An 18,687-nucleotide genomic window follows, 5' to 3' on the forward strand; every position below is an offset into this window, starting at 1 on the left:
TGCCGAACTCAGAAGTGAAACGCCGTAGCGCCGATGGTAGTGTGGGGTCTCCCCATGCGAGAGTAGGGAACTGCCAGGCATCAAATTAAGCAGTAAGCCGGTCGTAAAACCGGTGGTTGTAAAAGAATTCGGTGGAGCGGTAGTTCAGTCGGTTAGAATACCTGCCTGTCACGCAGGGGGTCGCGGGTTCGAGTCCCGTCCGTTCCGCCACCCTAATTAGGGGCGTAGTTCAATTGGTAGAGCACCGGTCTCCAAAACCGGGTGTTGGGAGTTCGAGTCTCTCCGCCCCTGCCAGAAATCATCCTTAGCGAAAGCTAAGGATTTTTTTTATCTGAAATAATCCTCTCCGAAGTAAATCCTTCTACCGGCATCCTTGCCAGCCATTCAGATTAATACACTTCATCCAGCACGTTAATTTTCAAAAGATCGCGAATCAACGCATTTTTATCGCTATTTTGCAGCCATATGGCATAAAGCGGCCGTGAAAGTGTTGTGCTATCGACAACGGTATGCAGGCCGCCTTTTTTACGCGCCCAGCTGACGGGTAGCCAGGTGCAACCATTAAGCATCGCAATCTGTTGCTGTGCCAGTTCAGCAGAACTGGTTGTCAGAATGGGAACTTCGTCAGCACCGATCAAACCTGCCTCATGCTGTTGAAAATCTGGCCCCCACTCCAGTCGCAGATAGTTAAGATCTCCCTTTAGTTTAGAAGGGGCACTGGTATAAAGCGCTAAAGTGAAATACCCCAGCAACTGACTACTAAATTCGTCCATTTTGGGCGCTTCAGTGGTAATAAGAAGATCAAGCTGGCGTTCATGCAGCTGTTTTACCAGAGACTGCCGTTGGGCAATTCGCGCTTCGAACTGTAAGCCTGTATGGGCATCCTGATTTTGATACAAGCGTCCCAACCACTGATTAAGCATACATTCCCACAACGAGGCGCTGGCACCGATAGAAAACTCGTTATGTCGTGAGGTATGCGCCACCTCCTTGCGGGCGGCCTGCCAGGTGCTCATGAGCGTTTCTGCATAAGGCAGTAGTTTTTCACCGGCAGCGGTTAAACGGATATTGTTTCTGTGGCGGGTGAAAAGGTTCACACCCAGTTGATTTTCCAGTTGTCTGATTCGAAAGCTCACTGCTGACTGGGTCAGATAGAGCGATTCAGCCGCTCGACCAAAGTGACGCGTTCGGCTAACTTCCAGGAAAGTTTTTAACAATTCCGTATCCACAGTGCTCTCCGCAAAATTATTTGTCGTTATGATTTAAATGTTTTGTTTTACACTCTGTCAAGCGTAACTAATACTCCGCGCCATAACTAGCTCGGTCAAAGAATTAGGAGCGTGCAGGATGGCGGAAAGCTTTACGACGACTAATCGATATTTCGACAATAAACATTATCCACGTGGATTCTCTCGTCATGGTGATTTCACCATCAAAGAGGCACAACTGCTTGAGCGTCATGGTTATGCCTTCAATGAGTTGGATCTTGGCAAACGCGAGCCGGTTACCGAGGAAGAGAAACTCTTCGTAGCAGTATGCCGTGGCGAACGTGAGCCAGTGACAGAAGCAGAACGCGTGTGGTCCAAGTATATGACGCGTATTAAGCGTCCAAAACGTTTTCACACCCTTTCCGGCGGTAAACCGCAGGTTGAAGGTGCTGAAGACTACACCGATTCTGACGATTAATAAAAAGGGCGAAATGCCCTTTTTTTATGTCAGTAGTTTTTGCAGATGGATGAGCAAACGGTCAATCGCACGATAGCTAACTGCCTCCTGCAAATGCTGACGTGTGATAATGTCAGACTGATCAATATCAGCAATGGTTCGTGCAACTTTCAGTAACCGCTGCCAGGCACGAATCGATAACCCCAGATGGATCAGCGTTTCTTCCAACCACATCGCATCTTCGCTCTCAAGTTTGCAGAATTGGCGTATTTCCGGACTATCCAGCCAGGCATTCAGTTTATTCTGCCGCTTAAATTGGCGCTCTCTGGCGGCCATTACGCGTTGTTTAACGGTGGCGCTGCTTTCTCCCGGCACTACCGTTTTACTCAAAATGCCGGGGGGTGGTAATGGGATCTCCAGTGAGATAACGTAATGTCTGTTCTGGCGTGCAGCGGTTATGGTTTCCCTGATAATGTCCGGTAGGGCTGGGATTCATCGCCGCAACAAGCTGGAAACGGGCTGGATAGGTTATTTTTGCTCGTGTGCGTGAAAGATGGATCTGCCCGGATTCAATCGGCTCTCGCAAGGCATCCAGTGTACGCCGTTCAAATTCAGGTAGCTCATCAAGAAAAAGCACGCCGTTATGCGCCAACGAAATTTCACCTGGCCCTGGAATTGCACCACCGCCCACCATCGCAGTTAACGACGCACTGTGATGAGGTGAGCGGAACGGGCGCTGCCGCCATTGTTTTTGTACTGATTCAGCATTTACCAGACTTAATATCGCAGCGCTCTCCAGTGCCTCTTCATTGCTTAAATCTGGCAACAGGCCATTAATACGGCTGGCGAGCATTGTTTTACCTGTTCCCGGCGGCCCAATCAGTAAAAGGTTGTGCCCACCAGCGGCGGTAATTTCCAGTCCTCGTTTTCCTTGCTCCTGACCGACAACATCACTGAGATCATGTTGTAGCGCCCGGGATACTGCATCAGTTGGTTTCGGGCGTTCGAGAGTGTTCTTACCTTCCAGAAACGCACAGACAGCCTGCAGATGATCGGCTATCAGGCATCCTTCACCGTTAATTAGCCCCACTTCATCTTCGTTATCTTTCGCGACGATAATTTTTCTGCCCGACTTAATAGCTTCAGTTGCACTGGAGATTGCACCGGGAACGCCACGCAGAGCGCCTGTAAGCGCTAGTTCTCCGACTAATTCATATTCATCTAACTTATTGGCTGTAAGCTGTTCTGAGGCCGCCAGCAACGCAATGGCGATAGGTAAATCATATCGTCCCCCTTCTTTTGGCAGATCGGCTGGAGCAAGGTTGATGGTGATTTTTTTCGCCGGATATTCATATCCGCTATTGATAATGGCGCTGCGCACGCGATCGCGAGCTTCTTTCACCGTTGTTTCTGTTAAGCCCACCATCGTTAAGCCGGGTAGACCTTTACTGATATGTACCTCAACAGTGATTGGGGGCGCATTTACTTCCAGGGCTGCGCGGGTATGAACAATTGACAGTGACATAAACCCTCCTTGAGTCACCATTATGTGCATAAGATATCGCTGCTGTAGCCCGCTAATTCGTGAATTTTAGTGGCTGATTCCTGTTTATTTGTGCAAGTGAAGTTGAGTTGTTCTGGCGGTGGAATGATGCTCGCAAAAATGCAGCGGACAAAGGATGAACTACGAGGAAGGGAACAACATTTATACTGAAATTGAATTTTTTCACTCACTATTTTCTTTTTAAAAAACAACAATTTCTATTGAAATTATTAAAGCCATCATAAAAATAGGCCCAAAAATATCTTGTGCTATTCGCAAAATCTATGGTAACTCTTTAGGCATTCCTTCGAACAAGATGCAAGAAAAGACAAAATGACAGCCCTTCTACGAGTGATTAGCCTGGTCGTGATTAGCGTGGTGGTGATTATTATCCCACCGTGCGGGGCTGCACTTGGACGAGGAAAGGCTTAGAGATCAAGCCTTAACGAACTAAGACCCCCGCACCGAAAGGTCCGGGGGTTTTTTTGACCTTAAAAACATAACCGAGGAGCAGACAATGAATAACAGCACAAAATTCTGTTTCTCAAGATTCAGGACGGGGAACTAACTATGAATGGCGCACAGTGGGTGGTACATGCGTTGCGGGCACAGGGTGTGAACACCGTTTTCGGTTATCCGGGTGGCGCAATTATGCCGGTTTACGATGCATTGTATGACGGCGGCGTGGAGCACTTGCTGTGCCGACATGAGCAGGGTGCGGCAATGGCGGCTATCGGTTATGCCCGTGCTACCGGTAAAACTGGCGTATGTATCGCCACGTCTGGTCCGGGCGCAACCAACCTGATAACCGGGCTTGCGGACGCACTGTTAGATTCCATCCCTGTCGTTGCCATCACTGGTCAGGTGTCCGCACCGTTTATCGGCACCGACGCATTTCAGGAAGTGGATGTCCTGGGATTGTCGTTAGCCTGTACCAAGCACAGCTTTCTGGTGCAGTCTCTGGAAGAGTTGCCGCGCATCATGGCTGAAGCATTCGACGTTGCCAGCTCAGGTCGTCCTGGTCCGGTTCTGGTCGATATCCCAAAAGATATCCAGTTAGCCAGCGGCGATCTGGAACCGTGGTTCACCACCGTTGAAAACGAAGTGACTTTCCCACATGCCGAAGTCGAGCAAGCGCGCCAGATGCTGGCAAAAGCGCAAAAACCGATGCTGTACGTTGGCGGTGGCGTGGGGATGGCGCAGGCAGTTCCGGCTTTGCGTGAATTTCTCGCTGCCACAAAAATGCCTGCCACCTGTACGCTGAAAGGGCTGGGCGCAGTAGAAGCAGATTATCCGTACTATCTGGGCATGCTGGGGATGCACGGAACCAAAGCGGCAAACTTCGCGGTGCAGGAGTGTGACCTGCTGATCGCCGTGGGTGCACGTTTTGATGACCGGGTGACCGGCAAACTGAACACCTTCGCACCACACGCCAGTGTTATCCATATGGATATCGACCCGGCAGAAATGAACAAGCTGCGTCAGGCACATGTGGCATTACAAGGTGATTTAAATGCTCTGTTACCAGCATTACAGCAGCCGTTAAATATCAATGACTGGCAGCAACACTGCGCGCAGCTGCGTGATGAACATTCCTGGCGTTACGACCATCCCGGTGACGCTATCTACGCTCCGTTGTTGTTAAAACAACTGTCGGATCGTAAACCTGCGGATTGCGTCGTGACCACAGATGTGGGGCAGCACCAGATGTGGGCTGCGCAGCACATCGCCCACACTCGCCCGGAAAATTTCATCACCTCCAGCGGCTTAGGTACCATGGGTTTTGGTTTACCGGCGGCAGTTGGCGCACAAGTCGCGCGACCGAACGATACCGTTGTCTGTATCTCCGGTGACGGCTCTTTCATGATGAATGTGCAAGAGCTGGGCACCGTAAAACGCAAGCAGTTACCGTTGAAAATCGTCTTACTCGATAACCAACGGTTAGGGATGGTTCGACAATGGCAGCAACTGTTTTTTCAGGAACGATACAGCGAAACCACCCTTACCGATAACCCCGATTTCCTCATGTTAGCCAGCGCCTTCGGCATCCCTGGCCAACACATCACCCGTAAAGACCAGGTTGAAGCGGCACTCGACACCATGCTGAACAGTGATGGGCCATACCTGCTTCATGTCTCAATCGACGAACTTGAGAACGTCTGGCCGCTGGTGCCGCCAGGTGCCAGTAATTCAGAAATGTTGGAGAAATTATCATGATGCAACATCAGGTCAATGTATCGGCTCGCTTCAATCCGGAAACCTTAGAACGTGTTTTACGCGTGGTGCGTCATCGTGGTTTCCACGTCTGCTCAATGAATATGGCTGCCGCCAGCGATGCACAAAATATAAATATCGAATTGACCGTTGCCAGCCCACGGTCGGTCGACTTACTGTTTAGTCAGTTAAATAAACTGGTGGACGTCGCACACGTTGCCATCTGCCAGAGCACAACCACATCACAACAAATCCGCGCCTGAGCGCAAAAGGAATATAAAAATGACCACGAAGAAAGCTGATTACATTTGGTTCAATGGGGAGATGGTTCGCTGGGAAGACGCGAAGGTGCATGTGATGTCGCACGCGCTGCACTATGGCACCTCGGTTTTTGAAGGCATCCGTTGCTACGACTCACACAAAGGACCGGTTGTATTCCGCCATCGTGAGCATATGCAGCGTCTGCATGACTCCGCCAAAATCTATCGCTTCCCGGTTTCACAGAGCATTGATGAGCTGATGGAAGCTTGTCGTGACGTGATCCGCAAAAACAATCTCACCAGCGCCTATATCCGTCCGCTGATCTTCGTCGGTGATGTTGGCATGGGAGTAAACCCGCCAGCGGGATACTCAACCGATGTGATTATCGCCGCTTTCCCGTGGGGAGCGTATCTGGGCGCAGAAGCGCTGGAGCAGGGGATCGATGCGATGGTTTCCTCCTGGAACCGCGCAGCACCAAACACCATCCCAACTGCGGCAAAAGCCGGTGGTAACTATCTCTCTTCCCTGCTGGTGGGTAGCGAAGCGCGCCGCCACGGTTATCAGGAAGGTATCGCGCTGGATGTGAACGGTTATATCTCTGAAGGCGCAGGCGAAAACCTGTTTGAAGTGAAAGATGGTGTGCTGTTCACCCCACCGTTCACCTCCTCCGCGCTGCCGGGTATTACCCGTGATGCCATCATCAAACTGGCGAAAGAGCTGGGAATTGAAGTGCGTGAGCAGGTGCTGTCGCGCGAATCCCTGTACTTGGCGGATGAAGTCTTTATGTCCGGTACGGCGGCAGAAATCACGCCAGTGCGCAGCGTAGACGGTATTCAGATTGGCGAAGGCCGTTGTGGCCCGGTTACCAAACGCATTCAGCAAGCCTTCTTCGGCCTCTTCACTGGCGAAACCGAAGATAAATGGGGCTGGTTAGATCAAGTTAATCAATAAATACAAAAAATGGGACGGCACGCACCGTCCCATTTACGAGACAGACACTGGGAGTAAATAAAGTATGCCTAAGTACCGTTCCGCCACCACCACTCATGGTCGTAATATGGCGGGTGCTCGTGCGCTGTGGCGCGCCACCGGAATGACCGACGCCGATTTTGGCAAGCCGATTATCGCGGTTGTGAACTCGTTCACCCAATTTGTACCGGGTCACGTCCATCTGCGCGATCTCGGTAAACTGGTCGCCGAACAAATTGAAGCGGCTGGCGGCGTTGCCAAAGAGTTCAACACCATTGCGGTGGATGATGGGATTGCCATGGGCCACGGGGGGATGCTTTATTCACTTCCATCTCGCGAACTGATCGCTGATTCCGTTGAGTATATGGTCAACGCCCACTGCGCCGACGCCATGGTCTGCATCTCTAACTGCGACAAAATCACCCCGGGGATGCTGATGGCTTCCCTGCGCCTGAATATTCCGGTGATCTTTGTTTCCGGCGGCCCGATGGAGGCCGGGAAAACCAAACTGTCCGATCAGATAATCAAACTCGATCTGGTTGATGCGATGATCCAGGGCGCAGACCCGAAAGTTTCTGACTCCCAGAGCGATCAGGTTGAACGTTCCGCGTGTCCGACCTGCGGCTCCTGCTCCGGGATGTTTACCGCTAACTCAATGAACTGCCTGACCGAAGCGCTGGGCCTGTCGCAGCCGGGCAACGGCTCGCTGCTGGCAACCCACGCGGACCGTAAGCAGTTGTTCCTCAATGCCGGTAAACGCATTGTTGAATTGACCAAACGTTACTACGAGCAAAACGACGAAAGTGCACTGCCGCGCAATATTGCTAGCAAAGCGGCGTTTGAAAATGCCATGACGCTGGATATCGCGATGGGCGGCTCTACCAACACGGTACTTCACCTGCTGGCGGCGGCGCAGGAAGCGGAAATCGACTTCACCATGAGTGATATCGACAAACTTTCGCGTAAAGTCCCGCAGTTATGCAAAGTTGCGCCGAGCACCCAAAAATACCATATGGAAGATGTTCACCGTGCTGGTGGTGTTATCGGTATTCTCGGTGAACTGGATCGCGCGGGGTTACTGAACCGTGATGTGAAAAACGTACTTGGCCTGACGTTGCCGCAAACTCTGGAACAATACGACGTTATGCTGACCCAGGATGACGCGGTAAAAAATATGTTCCGCGCAGGCCCTGCGGGCATTCGTACTACACAGGCATTCTCGCAGGATTGCCGTTGGGATTCTCTCGATGACGATCGCGCAAACGGCTGTATCCGCTCGCTGGAACACGCCTACAGCAAAGACGGCGGCCTGGCGGTGCTCTACGGTAATTTTGCTGAAAACGGCTGCATCGTGAAAACCGCGGGCGTCGATGACAGCATCCTCAAATTCACCGGCCCGGCGAAAGTGTACGAAAGCCAGGACGACGCGGTAGAAGCGATCCTCGGTGGCAAAGTTGTCGCGGGCGATGTGGTGGTGATCCGCTATGAAGGCCCGAAAGGCGGCCCTGGCATGCAGGAAATGCTCTACCCAACCAGCTTCCTGAAATCAATGGGTCTCGGTAAAGCCTGTGCGCTGATCACCGACGGTCGTTTCTCTGGCGGCACCTCTGGTCTTTCCATCGGCCACGTCTCACCGGAAGCGGCAAGCGGCGGCAGCATTGGTCTGATTGAAGATGGTGACCTGATCGCTATCGACATCCCGAACCGTGGCATTCAGTTACAGGTAAGCGATGCCGAACTGGCGGCGCGTCGTGAAGCGCAGGAAGCTCGGGGTGACAAAGCCTGGACGCCGAAAAACCGTGAACGTCAGGTTTCCTTTGCCCTGTGCGCCTACGCCAGCCTGGCAACCAGCGCCGACAAAGGTGCGGTGCGCGATAAATCGAAACTGGGGGGTTAATAATGGCTGACTCGCAACCCCTGTCCGGTGCTCCGGAAGGTGCCGAATATTTAAGAGCAGTGCTGCGCGCGCCGGTTTACGAGGCGGCGCAGGTTACGCCGCTACAAAAAATGGAAAAACTGTCGTCGCGTCTTGATAACGTCATTCTGGTGAAGCGCGAAGATCGCCAGCCAGTGCACAGCTTTAAGCTGCGCGGCGCATACGCCATGATGGCGGGCCTGACGGAAGAACAAAAAGCGCACGGCGTGATCACTGCTTCTGCGGGTAACCACGCGCAGGGCGTCGCGTTTTCTTCTGCGCGGTTAGGCGTGAAGGCCCTGATCGTTATGCCAACCGCCACCGCCGACATCAAAGTCGATGCGGTACGTGGATTCGGCGGCGAAGTGCTGCTTCATGGCGCGAACTTTGACGAAGCGAAAGCTAAAGCGATCGAACTGTCACAGCAGCAGGGGTTCACCTGGGTGCCGCCGTTCGACCATCCGATGGTGATTGCCGGGCAAGGCACGCTGGCGCTGGAACTGCTCCAGCAGGACGCCCATCTCGACCGCGTATTTGTGCCAGTCGGCGGCGGCGGTCTGGCGGCGGGCGTAGCGGTGCTGATCAAACAACTGATGCCGCAAATCAAAGTGATCGCCGTAGAAGCGGAAGACTCCGCCTGCCTGAAAGCAGCGCTGGATGCGGGTCATCCGGTTGATCTGCCACGCGTGGGACTGTTCGCCGAAGGTGTCGCGGTAAAACGCATCGGTGACGAAACCTTCCGTTTATGCCAGGAGTATCTCGACGACATCATCACCGTCGATAGCGATGCGATCTGTGCGGCGATGAAGGATTTATTCGAAGATGTGCGTGCGGTGGCGGAACCCTCTGGCGCGCTGGCGCTGGCGGGAATGAAAAAATATATCGCCCAGCACAACATTCGCGGCGAACGGCTGGCGCATATTCTTTCCGGTGCCAACGTGAACTTCCACGGCCTGCGCTACGTCTCGGAACGCTGCGAACTGGGCGAACAGCGTGAAGCGTTGTTGGCGGTGACCATTCCGGAAGAAAAAGGCAGCTTCCTCAAATTCTGCCAACTGCTTGGCGGGCGATCGGTCACCGAGTTCAACTACCGTTTTGCCGATGCCAAAAACGCCTGCATCTTTGTCGGCGTGCGCCTGAGCCGCGGCCTCGAAGAGCGCAAAGAAATTTTGCAGATGCTCAACGACGGCGGCTACAGCGTGGTGGATCTCTCCGACGACGAAATGGCGAAGTTGCATGTGCGCTATATGGTCGGCGGGCGTCCGTCACATCCGTTGCAGGAACGCCTCTACAGCTTCGAATTCCCGGAATCACCGGGCGCGCTGCTGCGCTTCCTCAACACGCTGGGTACGCACTGGAACATTTCTTTGTTCCACTATCGCAGCCATGGCACCGACTACGGGCGCGTACTGGCGGCGTTCGAACTTGGCGACCATGAACCGGATTTCGAAACCCGGCTGAATGAGCTGGGCTACGATTGCCACGACGAAACCAATAACCCGGCGTTCAGGTTCTTTTTGGCGGGTTAATGGTTCGGCAAAATCTTCCAGAATGCCTCAATTAGCGGCTCATGTAGCCGCTTTTTCTGCGCACACACGCCCAGCTCAAACGGCGTTTTCTCATCGCTGCGCTCTAAAATCATCACGCGGTTACGCACCGGTTCGGGGCTGTTTTCCAGCACCACTTCCGGCAACAATGCCACGCCACAGCCGAGCGCCACCATCGATACCATCGCTTCATGCCCGCCAACCGTGGCGTAAATCATCGGGTTACTGATTTTATTGCGTCGGAACCACAACTCAATGCGGCGGCGCACCGGCCCCTGATTGGCCATGATAAACGGTACCGTTGACCAGTCCGGCTTTTCGACAGAAACCTGATTACGCACCGGGCAGGGCAATGCGGGTGCAATCAACACCACTGCCAGATTCTCCAACATCGAAAACGCCACCGCGCCGGGCAGAGTCTCTGGCTTCCCGGCAATCGCCAGATCAGCTTCACCTGTGACGACTTTTTCCATTGCATCTGCCGCATCACCGGTAGTGAGTTTGATCTCCACCGACGGGTGTTCCGCGCGGAAGCGATCCAGAATCGGCGGCAGATGGCTGTAAGCGGCGGTCACCGAGCAGAAGATATGTAATTCGCCATAGAGCAACGGCCCTTGCTGGTCGATGGTGTGGCGCAGCTGCTGATACTGCAACAGCGTTTGCTGGGCGAAAACGCGCAGTTCTTCGCCCGCTTCAGTCAGCGTCACCGTGCGGTTATCGCGCACAAACAGCGGCTGGCCGAGATCTTCTTCCAGGCGCTGAATCTGCCGTGAGAGCGTGGACGGGCTAACGTGCATCGCCCGCGCGCTGCGGCCAAAATGGCGGCTTTCCGCCAGATGCAGGAAGGTTTTCAGATCGCGTAAATCCAATGGCGCAGCCCTCAATGTTGACGTTGCAGAAATTGCAATGTGACGTTGTGAATATATCAATTTCCGCAATAAATTTCCTGTCATATAGTGAATTCAATCTCGCAAACGCGAACCGAACAATAAGAAGCACAACATCACGAGGAATCACCATGGCTAACTACTTCAATACACTGAATCTGCGTCAGCAGCTGGCACAGCTGGGCAAATGTCGCTTTATGGGGCGCGATGAATTCGCCGATGGCGCGAGCTACCTTCAGGGTAAAAAAGTAGTCATCGTCGGCTGTGGCGCACAAGGTCTGAACCAGGGTCTGAACATGCGTGATTCTGGTCTCGATATCTCCTACGCTCTGCGTAAAGAAGCGATTGCCGAGAAGCGCGCGTCCTGGCGTAAAGCGACCGAAAATGGTTTTAAAGTGGGTACTTACGAAGAACTGATCCCACAGGCGGATCTGGTGGTTAACCTGACGCCGGACAAGCAGCACTCTGATGTAGTGCGCACCGTACAGCCACTGATGAAAGACGGCGCGGCGCTGGGTTACTCGCACGGTTTCAACATCGTCGAAGTGGGCGAGCAGATCCGTAAAGACATCACCGTAGTCATGGTTGCGCCGAAATGCCCTGGCACCGAAGTGCGTGAAGAGTACAAACGTGGATTCGGCGTACCGACGCTGATTGCCGTTCACCCGGAAAACGATCCGAAAGGCGAAGGCATGGCGATCGCTAAAGCATGGGCGGCAGCAACCGGTGGTCACCGTGCGGGCGTGCTGGAATCGTCCTTCGTTGCGGAAGTGAAATCTGACCTGATGGGTGAGCAAACCATCCTGTGCGGTATGTTGCAGGCTGGCTCGCTGCTGTGCTTCGACAAGCTGGTGGAAGAGGGCACCGATCCGGCATACGCAGAAAAACTAATTCAGTTCGGTTGGGAAACCATCACCGAAGCGCTGAAGCAGGGCGGTATCACACTGATGATGGACCGTCTCTCTAACCCGGCGAAACTGCGTGCTTACGCGTTGTCTGAACAGCTGAAAGAGATCATGGCACCGCTGTTCCAGAAACATATGGACGACATCATCTCCGGCGAATTCTCCTCCGGTATGATGGCGGACTGGGCCAACGATGATAAGAAACTGCTGACCTGGCGTGAAGAGACCGGCAAAACCGCCTTCGAAACCGCGCCGCAGTATGAAGGCAAAATCGGCGAGCAGGAGTACTTCGATAAAGGCGTACTGATGATCGCGATGGTGAAAGCGGGCGTTGAACTGGCGTTCGAAACCATGGTTGATTCCGGCATCATCGAAGAATCTGCTTACTATGAATCACTGCACGAACTGCCGCTGATTGCCAACACCATCGTCCGTAAGCGTCTGTATGAAATGAACGTGGTTATCTCTGATACTGCCGAGTACGGTAACTATCTGTTCTCTTACGCTTGTGTGCCGCTGCTGAAACCGTTTATGGCAGAACTGCAACCGGGCGATTTGGGTAAAGCTATTCCGGAAGGTGCGGTAGATAACGCGCAGCTGCGTGATGTAAATGAAGCGATTCGCAGCCATGCGATTGAGCAAGTAGGTAAGAAACTGCGCGGCTATATGACGGATATGAAACGTATTGCTGTTGCGGGTTAATAGCGATTCAGAGTTCAAGGCCTTCTCCCGGAGAAGGCCTTGCTATTAGTTACGGTACAGCACCTTAATGATGTGGTAACCGAACTGGGTGTGCAGCGGGCCGGTTGGCTCCAGTACCGGACAAGAGAACACAACTTTATCGAACGCCGGAACCATCTGACCCTGGCGGAATTCACCTAAATCACCGCCGCGTTTGCCTGATGGGCAAATGGAGTGTTTCTTCGCCAGCTTGCCGAAATCGGCACCGTTCTTAATCTGCACGAGAAGATCCAGAGCCAGTTTCTCTTCTTTTACAAGGATATGCAGTGCTGCTGCTGTTTTTGCCATGATCGTGCCTTGAGTGGTAAGGATGAGGCTGGCTATACTACCACGCTGTTATTTTCCCCTCCCGACTTTCATTGAGCGATTTTCCTATGCGTCTAAACCCCGGCCAACAACAAGCTGTCGAATTCGTTACCGGCCCCTGCCTGGTGCTGGCGGGTGCGGGTTCCGGTAAAACTCGTGTTATCACCAATAAAATCGCCCATCTGATCCGCGGGTGCGGTTATCAGGCGCGACATATCGCGGCGGTGACCTTTACCAATAAGGCGGCGCGCGAGATGAAAGAGCGTGTCGGACAGACGCTGGGTCGCAAAGAGGCGCATGGGCTGATGATCTCAACCTTCCACACGCTGGGGCTGGATATCATCAAGCGTGAGTATGCGGCGCTGGGGATGAAGGCGAACTTTTCGCTGTTTGACGATACCGATCAGCTGGCGTTGCTCAAAGAGTTGACCGAAGGGCTGATTGAAGATGACAAAGTTCTCCTGCAACAGTTGATTTCGACCATCTCTAACTGGAAGAACGATCTCAAAACACCGTCCCAGGCGGCAGCCAGTGCGATTGGCGAGCGGGACCGTATTTTTGCCCATTGTTATGGGCTGTATGATGCACACCTGAAAGCCTGTAATGTGCTCGACTTCGATGATCTGATTTTATTGCCGACGCTACTTCTGCAACGCAATGAAGAAGTCCGCGAGCGCTGGCAGAACAAAATTCGCTACCTGCTGGTGGACGAATATCAGGACACCAACACCAGCCAGTATGAACTGGTGAAACTGCTGGTGGGCAGCCGCGCGCGCTTTACCGTGGTGGGTGACGATGACCAGTCGATCTACTCCTGGCGCGGCGCACGTCCGCAAAACCTGGTGCTGCTGAGCCAGGATTTTCCGGCGCTGAAGGTGATTAAGCTTGAGCAGAACTACCGCTCTTCCGGACGTATTTTGAAAGCGGCGAACATCCTGATCGCCAATAACCCGCACGTCTTTGAAAAGCGTCTGTTCTCCGAACTGGGTTACGGCACAGAGCTAAAAGTTTTAAGCGCGAATAACGAAGAACATGAAGCCGAGCGCGTCACTGGTGAACTGATTGCGCATCACTTCGTCAATAAAACGCAGTACAAAGATTACGCTATTCTTTATCGCGGTAACTATCAGTCGCGGGTGTTTGAAAAATTCCTGATGCAAAACCGCATCCCGTACAAAATTTCTGGTGGTACGTCGTTTTTCTCTCGTCCTGAAATCAAGGACTTGCTGGCTTATCTGCGCGTGCTGACTAACCCGGACGATGACAGCGCATTTCTGCGTATCGTTAACACGCCGAAGCGAGAGATTGGCCCGGCGACGCTGAAAAAGCTGGGTGAGTGGGCGATGACGCGCAATAAAAGCATGTTTACCGCCAGCTTTGATATGGGCCTGAGTCAGACGCTTAGCGGACGTGGTTATGAAGCATTGACCCGCTTCACTCACTGGTTGGCAGAAATCCAGCGTCTGGCGGAGCGGGAGCCGATTGCCGCGGTGCGCGATCTGATCCACGGCATGGATTATGAATCCTGGCTGTACGAAACATCGCCCAGCACGAAAGCTGCCGAAATGCGCATGAAGAACGTCAACCAACTGTTTAGCTGGATGACGGAGATGCTGGAAGGCAGCGAACTGGATGAGCCGATGACGCTCACCCAGGTGGTGACGCGCTTTACTTTACGCGACATGATGGAGCGTGGTGAGAGTGAAGAAGAGCTGGATCAGGTGCAACTGATGACTCTCCACGCGTCAAAAGGGCTGGAGTTTCCTTATGTCTACATGGTCGGTATGGAAGAAGGGTTTTTGCCGCACCAGAGCAGTATCGATGAAGATAATATCGATGAGGAGCGGCGGCTGGCCTATGTCGGCATTACCCGCGCCCAGAAGGAATTGACCTTTACGCTGTGTAAAGAACGCCGTCAGTACGGCGAACTGGTGCGCCCGGAGCCGAGCCGCTTTTTGCTGGAGCTGCCGCAGGATGATCTGATTTGGGAACAGGAGCGCAAAGTGGTCAGTGCCGAAGAACGGATGCAGAAAGGGCAAAGCCATCTGGCGAATCTGAAAGCGATGATGGCGGCAAAACGAGGGAAATAATCAAGGCCGGAGAAGATGCGTCAGCATCGCATCCGGCACTTACTCATTAATGCACTTCCAGCGGCCAGTGGACATAGCTCTGCCACTGGTTTTCCTGAGCAATAATCTCTTTACCCAGCGGATGTTGGGTTAGCCAACCTTGCGGAAGCGTCAAGGTCAACAGTTCATGGTTAGCCTGTAATGTCATCTCTGGCACGAGATCGTCACGGCGACGGCTGGCAAAAATGATAGCCAGGCGGAGTAAACGGCAGAGTTGTTCTGCGACGCGCGGTGGTACGGCATTTTGCTGATGCAGCGATGAGAGATCGACCGGGTTAGTCTGGTTGAGCAGTAGCGTCGCCAGCAGTTTCTTCTGTGCGGGGGTAAAACCGGGAAGATCCAGGTTACGCACCAGATAAGCAGCGTGTTGCGGAGCTTGTTTGAAGTCAACGCTCAGGCCGATTTCATGAAGCTGACAGGCGCTGATGAGCAAATCGCGGCTTATTGCTTCAAGATGCCATTCGTTTTCCACCTGATCGAAGAAGTTAGCCGCAACTTTGGCTACGCGCTGTGCCTGATCAATATCGATCATAAAGCGGCGTTGAATATTACGCAGTGTACGGCTGCGAATATCCTGCTCGACGGCCAGATGCAACATGCCGTAGACCAGGCCTTCACGCAGCGCACCGCCCGCCAGGGTCATACACTGAATATTCAGTTCGGTAAAAATGGCGATCAGGATCGCCAGACCACTCGGGAACACTAATGCACGTTCCAGCGTCAGCCCGTCAATCTCCAGTTCCTCCAGCCGACCGCAATGAATGGCTCGCTGTTTCAATTGCTGCAACTTTTCCAGGGTAATGCGTTCATCCATCCCCTGTGCCATCATGATTTCCTGTAACGCCTGCACGGTGCCGGAAGCACCAACGCACACTTTCCAGCCGTGATACCGTAATTCATCGGCAACCGGACGTAACACTTCGCGTGCCGCTTTTTCTGCAGCATCAAAATTTTCTTGCCCCAGATTACGATCGGCAAAATAGCGTTCCAGCCAGGTGACGCAGCCCATCGACAGGCTGAACAACGAGGTGGTTTGTGCACCCGTGCCGGTTACCAGTTCAGTACTGGCACCGCCTATATCCACCACCAGGCGCTGATCGGCACCACCAGTGGTGTGAGCAACGCCCTGATAAATCAGACGCGCTTCCTCTTCACCGCTGATCACCTGTACCGGACAACCGAGGATTTCCTGCGCTTTGGCAATAAAATCACCCGCATTGACGGCAAGTCGTAATGTCGCCGTAGCGACAACGCGAATTTGCGAGGGAGGGATATCTTGCAGACGTTCAGCAAACAGGCGCAGACATTGCCAACCGCGCTCCATTGCTTCATTAGAGAGGTCATTTTCGCTATTCAGGCCAGCAGCCAGACGCACTTTGCGTTTAATTCGCGTCAGCGTCTGGATGCTTCCAGCCACCTCGCGCACAACCAGCATATGAAAACTATTCGAACCGAGATCAATGGCTGCATACAGCGACGAGGTGGAACCCATACTCTTCATCCTTCAATCTGTCTCTGTGTTGGCTGCATTCTTTCACCCGAATCACTTACTACAGTAAGCTCATCGGGATTCATTCTCTTGCCATCTTGATACAGTTTGAATGATTTTGAGTATGACATTTTATTTAACCTGAACGACGACGATTACGCGGAGCGCCAGTACGACGCGGACCATTGCCTGTGCGCGGGCGCGTGAGGCGCAGCGGTTTTGGCAGATCGGTCATCAATGCGTCCGGATTGTATTTGCTTACCGGAATTGAGTGACCAATATAGGTCTCAATAGCAGGCAAATTCAATGCATACTCTTCACACGCCAGGCTGATAGAGTGACCGCTTGCGCCTGCGCGACCTGTACGACCAATACGGTGAACGTAATCTTCACAGTCATCGGGTAAATCGTAGTTAAAGACGTGCGTCACTGCCGGAATATGCAAACCACGCGCGGCAACGTCGGTGGCAACCAGAATATCCAGATCGCCACGGGTAAATTCATCAAGAATACGCAGACGTTTTTTCTGCGCGACATCGCCTGTCAACAAACCGACACGATGACCATCTGCCGCCAGGTGGCCCCAGATCTCTTCACAACGGTGTTTGGTATTGGCGAAAATAATCGCTCTGTCTGGCCACTCTTCTTCGATCAGCGTTTGCAGCAAACGCATTTTTTCTTCGTTAGAAGGGTAGAAAAGCTCTTCTTTAATACGGTGGCCCGTTTTCTGTTCCGGTTCCACTTCAATATATTCGGCATTGTTCATCTGCTCGAACGCCAGTTCACGTACCCGGTACGAAAGCGTGGCGGAGAACAGCATGTTGAGGCGCTGATTTGCAGGCGGCATACGGCGGAACAGCCAGCGGATATCTTTAATAAAGCCTAGATCGTACATGCGATCGGCTTCGTCCAGTACCACTACCTGAATGGCACCGAGGTTAATGTGGTTCTGCTTGGCGTAGTCAATTAAACGACCCGTGGTGCCAATCAGAATGTCAACGCCGCTTTCCAGCACTTTCAGCTGTTTGTCATAGCCATCACCACCGTAAGCCAGGCCCAGCTTCAGGCCGGTAGCTTCCGCCAGCGGTTCCGCGTCGGCGTGGATCTGCACGGCAAGTTCACGCGTCGGTGCCATAATTAAGGCACGCGGTTGATTCACCTTGCGATCGGCAATCGCAGGATGAGAGAGAAGATAATGAAACGTTGACGTAAGAAACGCCATCGTTTTCCCGGTACCGGTTTGCGCCTGCCCGGCTACGTCACGACCCGCCAGCGTCAGCGGAAGGGCCAGTGCCTGAATGGGCGTACAGTTATGAAACCCTTTTTTTTCAAGGGCTTCTACAACCTTCGGATGCAGGGCGAAGTCGGAAAACTTCTGTTCTGTTAAATGTGTTTTGCTCATAGTGTGGTAGAATATCAGCTTACTATTGCTTTACGAAAGCGTATCCGGTGAAATAAAGTCAACCTTTAGTTGGTTAATGTTACACCAACAACGAAACCAACACGCCAGGCTTATTCCTGTGGAGTTATATATGAGCGATAAAATTATTCACCTGACTGACGACAGTTTTGACACGGATGTACTCAAAGCGGACGGGGCGATCCTCGTCGATTTCTGGGCAGAGTGGTGCGGTCCGTGCAAAATGATCGCCCCGATTCTGGATGAAATCGCTGACGAATATCAGGGCAAACTGACCGTTGCAAAACTGAACATCGATCAAAACCCTGGCACTGCGCCGAAATATGGCATCCGTGGTATCCCGACTCTGCTGCTGTTCAAAAACGGTGAAGTGGCGGCAACCAAAGTGGGCGCACTGTCTAAAGGTCAGTTGAAAGAGTTCCTCGACGCTAACCTGGCGTAAGGGAATTTCATGTTCGGGTGCCCCGTCGCTAAAAACTGGACGCCCGGCGTGAGTCATGCTAACTTAGTGTTGACTTCGTATTAAACATACCTTATTAAGTTTGAATCTTGTAATTTCCAACGCTTCCCGTTTTATCTTAAATGCGAAGTGAACAGATTTCTGGCTCGTCACTCAATCCGTCTTGTCGTTTCAGTTCTGCGTACTCTCCTGTGACCAGGCAGCGAAAAGACATGAGTCGATGACCGTAAACAGGC

The 18,687-nt window shown here is 52.8% G+C and carries 17 protein-coding genes, 2 tRNA genes, 1 rRNA gene and 1 pseudogene; 15 read left to right on the forward strand and 6 right to left on the reverse strand.

Translation table 11 applies throughout. From position 1 onward, the window contains the following. The 3 genes from rrf to ABZJ92_RS09855 form a co-directional block, all read left to right on the forward strand. Positions 1–79, forward strand: a 5S ribosomal RNA gene (rrf, locus tag ABZJ92_RS22455); the annotation flags it as partial. A gap of 54 nt (positions 80–133) precedes the next feature. After that, a tRNA-Asp gene (locus tag ABZJ92_RS09850) sits at positions 134–210 on the forward strand. A gap of 8 nt (positions 211–218) precedes the next feature. Then, positions 219–294 (forward strand) — tRNA-Trp (locus ABZJ92_RS09855). 95 nt (positions 295–389) lie between these two features. On the opposite strand, the gene hdfR is transcribed toward ABZJ92_RS09855, so the two are convergent. Further along, positions 390–1,229, reverse strand: coding sequence for an HTH-type transcriptional regulator HdfR (gene hdfR / locus ABZJ92_RS09860; RefSeq protein ID WP_000379245.1), 840 nt, complete (start codon positions 1,227–1,229; stop codon positions 390–392). Positions 1,230–1,347: 118 nt separating this feature from the next. On the opposite strand from hdfR, the gene maoP reads away from it, so the two are divergent. Beyond that, positions 1,348–1,686, forward strand: a complete 339-nt coding sequence (gene maoP, locus ABZJ92_RS09865) for a macrodomain Ori organization protein MaoP (protein WP_000841001.1) — start codon at positions 1,348–1,350, stop codon at positions 1,684–1,686. A gap of 24 nt (positions 1,687–1,710) precedes the next feature. Here maoP and ABZJ92_RS09870 read toward each other — a convergent pair. Further along, positions 1,711–3,190: pseudogene (locus ABZJ92_RS09870) on the reverse strand (YifB family Mg chelatase-like AAA ATPase). A 351-nt stretch (positions 3,191–3,541) separates the two neighbouring features. Between ABZJ92_RS09870 and ilvL the strand changes: the two are divergent. The 7 genes from ilvL (at position 3,542) to ilvA (ending at position 10,096) form a co-directional block, all read left to right on the forward strand. Then, positions 3,542–3,640 (forward strand): ilv operon leader peptide, encoded by a 99-nt coding sequence (ilvL, locus tag ABZJ92_RS09875; protein ID WP_001311244.1) that lies wholly within the window; start codon positions 3,542–3,544, stop codon positions 3,638–3,640. Positions 3,641–3,725: 85 nt separating this feature from the next. Beyond that, a complete protein-coding gene (gene ilvX / locus ABZJ92_RS09880) occupies positions 3,726–3,776 on the forward strand; it encodes a peptide IlvX (protein ID WP_001387183.1) in 51 nt (16 codons plus the stop codon). A 2-nt stretch (positions 3,777–3,778) separates the two neighbouring features. Then, complete coding sequence (gene ilvG / locus ABZJ92_RS09885) at positions 3,779–5,425, forward strand: acetolactate synthase 2 catalytic subunit (protein ID WP_001012613.1); 1,647 nt, start codon at positions 3,779–3,781, stop codon at positions 5,423–5,425. Further along, positions 5,422–5,685 carry an acetolactate synthase 2 small subunit gene (gene ilvM, locus ABZJ92_RS09890; protein WP_000983255.1) on the forward strand — a complete coding sequence of 88 codons (264 nt, stop codon included), beginning with the start codon at positions 5,422–5,424 and terminating at the stop codon, positions 5,683–5,685. The genes ilvG and ilvM overlap by 4 nt, the downstream gene beginning before the upstream one ends. A 19-nt stretch (positions 5,686–5,704) precedes the next feature. Then, entirely contained in the window at positions 5,705–6,634 is a 930-nt protein-coding gene (gene ilvE, locus ABZJ92_RS09895; RefSeq protein ID WP_000208517.1) for a branched-chain-amino-acid transaminase, read from the forward strand. 64 nt (positions 6,635–6,698) lie between these two features. After that, complete coding sequence (gene ilvD, locus ABZJ92_RS09900; protein ID WP_001127393.1) at positions 6,699–8,549, forward strand: dihydroxy-acid dehydratase; 1,851 nt, start codon at positions 6,699–6,701, stop codon at positions 8,547–8,549. A 2-nt stretch (positions 8,550–8,551) separates the two neighbouring features. After that, a complete protein-coding gene (gene ilvA / locus ABZJ92_RS09905; RefSeq protein WP_000785599.1) occupies positions 8,552–10,096 on the forward strand; it encodes a threonine ammonia-lyase, biosynthetic in 1,545 nt (514 codons plus the stop codon). Here ilvA and ilvY read toward each other — a convergent pair. Beyond that, positions 10,093–10,983 carry an HTH-type transcriptional activator IlvY gene (ilvY, locus tag ABZJ92_RS09910; protein ID WP_000365768.1) on the reverse strand — a complete coding sequence of 297 codons (891 nt, stop codon included), beginning with the start codon at positions 10,981–10,983 and terminating at the stop codon, positions 10,093–10,095. The two genes, ilvA and ilvY, sit on opposite strands and share 4 nt — an antisense overlap. Positions 10,984–11,132: 149 nt before the next feature. Here ilvY and ilvC point away from each other — a divergent pair, with 149 nt between their 5' ends. Next, positions 11,133–12,608 (forward strand): ketol-acid reductoisomerase, encoded by a 1,476-nt coding sequence (ilvC, locus tag ABZJ92_RS09915; protein ID WP_005051956.1) that lies wholly within the window; start codon positions 11,133–11,135, stop codon positions 12,606–12,608. Between the two features lie 45 nt (positions 12,609–12,653). Here the strand turns inward: ilvC and ppiC are convergent, their stop codons facing one another. After that, positions 12,654–12,935 (reverse strand): peptidylprolyl isomerase PpiC, encoded by a 282-nt coding sequence (ppiC, locus tag ABZJ92_RS09920; RefSeq protein WP_001140256.1) that lies wholly within the window; start codon positions 12,933–12,935, stop codon positions 12,654–12,656. 86 nt (positions 12,936–13,021) lie between these two features. Between ppiC and rep the strand changes: the two genes are divergently transcribed. Further along, the gene (rep, locus tag ABZJ92_RS09925; protein WP_005051954.1) at positions 13,022–15,043 is read left to right on the forward strand and encodes a DNA helicase Rep; all 2,022 of its coding nucleotides are present in this window, start codon (positions 13,022–13,024) and stop codon (positions 15,041–15,043) included. Between the two features lie 46 nt (positions 15,044–15,089). Here rep and gppA read toward each other — a convergent pair whose 3' ends face one another. Both gppA and rhlB read right to left on the reverse strand, forming a co-directional pair. After that, positions 15,090–16,574 (reverse strand): guanosine-5'-triphosphate,3'-diphosphate diphosphatase, encoded by a 1,485-nt coding sequence (gene gppA / locus ABZJ92_RS09930; protein ID WP_000535982.1) that lies wholly within the window; start codon positions 16,572–16,574, stop codon positions 15,090–15,092. A gap of 133 nt (positions 16,575–16,707) precedes the next feature. After that, the gene (gene rhlB, locus ABZJ92_RS09935; RefSeq protein ID WP_000047499.1) at positions 16,708–17,973 is read right to left on the reverse strand and encodes an ATP-dependent RNA helicase RhlB; all 1,266 of its coding nucleotides are present in this window, start codon (positions 17,971–17,973) and stop codon (positions 16,708–16,710) included. A 130-nt stretch (positions 17,974–18,103) separates the two neighbouring features. Here rhlB and trxA point away from each other — a divergent pair, with 130 nt between their 5' ends. Further along, entirely contained in the window at positions 18,104–18,433 is a 330-nt protein-coding gene (gene trxA, locus ABZJ92_RS09940; RefSeq protein ID WP_001280776.1) for a thioredoxin TrxA, read from the forward strand. Between the two features lie 140 nt (positions 18,434–18,573). Next, entirely contained in the window at positions 18,574–18,675 is a 102-nt protein-coding gene (gene rhoL / locus ABZJ92_RS09945) for a rho operon leader peptide RhoL (protein ID WP_001295255.1), read from the forward strand. Positions 18,676–18,687 lie beyond the last annotated feature (12 nt).

Source organism: Shigella sp. FJ200513, assembly GCF_040495915.1.
Classification (GTDB): domain Bacteria; phylum Pseudomonadota; class Gammaproteobacteria; order Enterobacterales; family Enterobacteriaceae; genus ECMA0423.

Bases quoted from the DNA above. Each gene is read 5' to 3' on its own strand.
- gppA (WP_000535982.1), bottom strand. From the start codon at position 16,574: ATGGGTTCCACCTCGTCGCTGTATGCAGCCATTGATCTCGGTTCGAAT.
- ilvD (WP_001127393.1), top strand. From the start codon at position 6,699: ATGCCTAAGTACCGTTCCGCCACCACCACTCATGGTCGTAATATGGCG.
- ilvM (WP_000983255.1), top strand. From the start codon at position 5,422: ATGATGCAACATCAGGTCAATGTATCGGCTCGCTTCAATCCGGAAACC.
- ilvA (WP_000785599.1), top strand. From the start codon at position 8,552: ATGGCTGACTCGCAACCCCTGTCCGGTGCTCCGGAAGGTGCCGAATAT.
- maoP (WP_000841001.1), top strand. From the start codon at position 1,348: ATGGCGGAAAGCTTTACGACGACTAATCGATATTTCGACAATAAACAT.
- ilvE (WP_000208517.1), top strand. From the start codon at position 5,705: ATGACCACGAAGAAAGCTGATTACATTTGGTTCAATGGGGAGATGGTT.
- trxA (WP_001280776.1), top strand. From the start codon at position 18,104: ATGAGCGATAAAATTATTCACCTGACTGACGACAGTTTTGACACGGAT.
- ilvC (WP_005051956.1), top strand. From the start codon at position 11,133: ATGGCTAACTACTTCAATACACTGAATCTGCGTCAGCAGCTGGCACAG.
- rep (WP_005051954.1), top strand. From the start codon at position 13,022: ATGCGTCTAAACCCCGGCCAACAACAAGCTGTCGAATTCGTTACCGGC.
- rhoL (WP_001295255.1), top strand. From the start codon at position 18,574: ATGCGAAGTGAACAGATTTCTGGCTCGTCACTCAATCCGTCTTGTCGT.
- ppiC (WP_001140256.1), bottom strand. From the start codon at position 12,935: ATGGCAAAAACAGCAGCAGCACTGCATATCCTTGTAAAAGAAGAGAAA.
- ilvL (WP_001311244.1), top strand. From the start codon at position 3,542: ATGACAGCCCTTCTACGAGTGATTAGCCTGGTCGTGATTAGCGTGGTG.
- rhlB (WP_000047499.1), bottom strand. From the start codon at position 17,973: ATGAGCAAAACACATTTAACAGAACAGAAGTTTTCCGACTTCGCCCTG.
- ilvG (WP_001012613.1), top strand. From the start codon at position 3,779: ATGAATGGCGCACAGTGGGTGGTACATGCGTTGCGGGCACAGGGTGTG.